3 protein-coding genes and 1 pseudogene are annotated in these 2,381 nt (G+C 49.5%); 1 reads left to right on the top strand and 3 read right to left on the bottom strand.

Features of this window, described 5'->3' with window-relative positions:
- Nucleotides 1-202: pseudogene (locus IQ219_RS19015) on the top strand (hypothetical protein); the annotation flags it as partial.
- Between the two features lie 200 nt (nt 203-402).
- Here IQ219_RS19015 and fetB read toward each other — a convergent pair.
- The 3 genes from fetB to psb27 are packed head-to-tail and all read right to left on the bottom strand — an operon-like array spanning nt 403 to nt 2,319.
- A complete protein-coding gene (gene fetB, locus IQ219_RS19010; RefSeq protein WP_194073649.1) occupies nt 403-1,182 on the bottom strand; it encodes an iron export ABC transporter permease subunit FetB in 780 nt (259 codons plus the stop codon).
- A gap of 37 nt (nt 1,183-1,219) precedes the next feature.
- Entirely contained in the window at nt 1,220-1,915 is a 696-nt protein-coding gene (gene rnc, locus IQ219_RS19005; RefSeq protein WP_194073648.1) for a ribonuclease III, read from the bottom strand.
- Nucleotides 1,912-2,319 carry a photosystem II protein Psb27 gene (gene psb27 / locus IQ219_RS19000; protein WP_338116569.1) on the bottom strand — a complete coding sequence of 136 codons (408 nt, stop codon included), beginning with the start codon at nt 2,317-2,319 and terminating at the stop codon, nt 1,912-1,914. Before psb27 ends, rnc begins: the two co-directional genes overlap by 4 nt.
- Nucleotides 2,320-2,381 lie beyond the last annotated feature (62 nt).

Genomic DNA, 2,381 nt, shown 5'->3' with positions numbered 1-2,381 from the left:
AGCCAGTACAATTAACTTAAAAGTTCGCTTCTGGGTTGATTCCCGTCAACAATCATTTTTGCAGGTAACCTCTACTGTTACCCAAGCTGTTAAGGAAAAATTGGCCTCTGCCCAGATTGAAATGCCTACGGAAATTTACACAATTATGTTGCGAGAACCGGCAGATTCATTATCTCCATTGGATTTGACTCCCACCGAGTAGTTTTGTGGCTGCCGAGAGTGTTGTATTGGTTAATTTGCTAGCTGCAAAGATGGCTTAGGGAGTGCTTACACAGTTAACTATACCCTCAAAATTTAGAGAAAAATTAGAGAGTTTTCCAGAATTGTAGTCGCTTTAGTGGATCAATTTAGGAGCAAACTGAAATTTTGCCAACTGGCTTTTAGAAAGCTGGCTATCCATGGTTACACCAACAGTTGTTGATATTGATTGAAATACTGACGGTAAACAGTGGCGGTAACTGCAATGGTACTAAGAGTATTGGTCAATAAAATCAAGAACATAATCAAAATTTGGTAGACCGAGGCATTGAGGGGATCGCCCCCGGCTAATACCTGTCCGGTTAACATTCCCGGCAAACTGACCAAGCCCACCACCATCATTTGGTTCACAGTGGGAATCAGACTGGCTCGGATGGCCGCCTTACGATAACTGGCGATCGCCTGGCCCGGAGTGGCTCCCAAGCAAAGGTGGGTTTCAATTTCCCGGGGATTTTGTTGGATAGCACTGGCTAACCTTTCACCGGCCAAGGAAGCGCTATTCATAGTTTGTCCCAAAATCATCCCAGTGAGGGGAATGAGATACTGGGGGGAATACCATTGGGGTGGCTGGATAATCACCACCAGGGCGTAACCCAAACTAATGGCCGTACTAGCCCCCAAGGAAAGCCAGAGCCAACCAAAAAGGGACTTACTGCGGGGATTAATACGATTTCTGGCCACCACGGCCGCAATGGTCAACATAATGGCCAACACCAGCAACACGGCCCAGGCATTATCGAGGGAAAAAACCACCGCCAGGAAATAGCCCACCACAATCAGTTGTAGGATGGTGCGCCCCCCGGCCCAAATTAACTGCCCCGTCATATTCAGCCCCTGCCACTGCAAAAGGGCGATCGCCGTACCCAGGAGTCCCAACATCCAACCAATGTCAGCCCAATCCAGTTCGATTAAGGCGTATTTCATAGCTCCTCCCCACCATGGTGGATTCTTCCTTCTTTGCTTACTGCAATAGCCCCAAACCTTTCAACGCCTCTAGGGCCGCCTGTTTGGTAGCAATTTGTTTACTGGGGCCAGAGCCCTGACCATGGATTTTTCCAGCCACCTTGACGGTAAAGGTAAATTCTCGGGCATGGGGTGGTCCACTGGCGTCAATTAGTTCATATTCCGGCAATTGTTTGGTTTTGGCCAAAGCCCACTGCTGGAGCAGGCTTTTCACATCCATAGTCGGCACAGGTTTTGGCGATCGCCCGTCTTGGCTTTTTTCCCACTGTTCCAGGATGGGAACGAATAGTTCTGCAATGAAATCTTCCACTGCTGGTAAACCCCCATCGAGGAGGGCCGCCCCCAACAATGACTCGAAGACATCGGACAGAATGGAGGGACTAGATTGGCCATCTTCCCTAGCCAAGCTTTGGCTCAAGCGAATTTCCGGGGCAATGTCTAAAAACCTCGCCAGGTAGGCCAACTGATTTTGATTGACCAACTGGGACCGCAGACGGGTTAATTCCGCCTCAGTAAAGTGGGGATAACGTTCAAACAGAATGCGCCCCACCACAAAACCCAACACCGCATCCCCCAGAAACTCCAGCCGGTCATAGGAAGGAGTACCAGGATGTTCGTTGCAATAGGAACGATGGGTGAGAGCTTCGAGTTTTAACTGGGGGTCTCTAATGGGGGGCAAATCAGGATGGTTCACACGCCCCGTTCAATGGATCTTTCCGCTTGGGTAAATTCTAGCTGTAAACGTTTTTTCAGCTTTTCAGGAATGGGACGGGCACCGTAGGAAGTGTAATATCCAGCCAGGGAGTTGAGGGCGGTTTGCATGGTGGTAAAGGATTTCAGCCCTCCAGCATCGCCTTTGCGACGGTAGCGAGAAATGTAGTCGTTAATCTGACCCCGGGCGGTGTCCTGGACTTCCTGATGGTTGGGGGCATCTTGGGGTAAATCGATCGCCTCCCGTAGGGTTGCAATGACAGTCAGGGTATCTTGGCTATAGTTGCCGGTGAGTCCTGTGCCGCTGTCGCAGGCCGTCAGACCGATCGTCACTACTAAAACTAAGGCCAACAGCCGTGACAACTGATTTTTCAAAAAGGACATCACTGAGGGTTCCCTCCCTGGATTGTTACTGAATTTTGTTAATTTTTATATCCTACCAGTTGGCC

Source organism: Synechocystis sp. LEGE 06083, from assembly GCF_015207725.1.
Taxonomy (GTDB): domain Bacteria; phylum Cyanobacteriota; class Cyanobacteriia; order Cyanobacteriales; family Microcystaceae; genus Synechocystis; species Synechocystis salina.
Note: the sequence above shows the minus strand (reverse complement) of the source record. Positions and strands in the feature narration are given on the sequence as shown.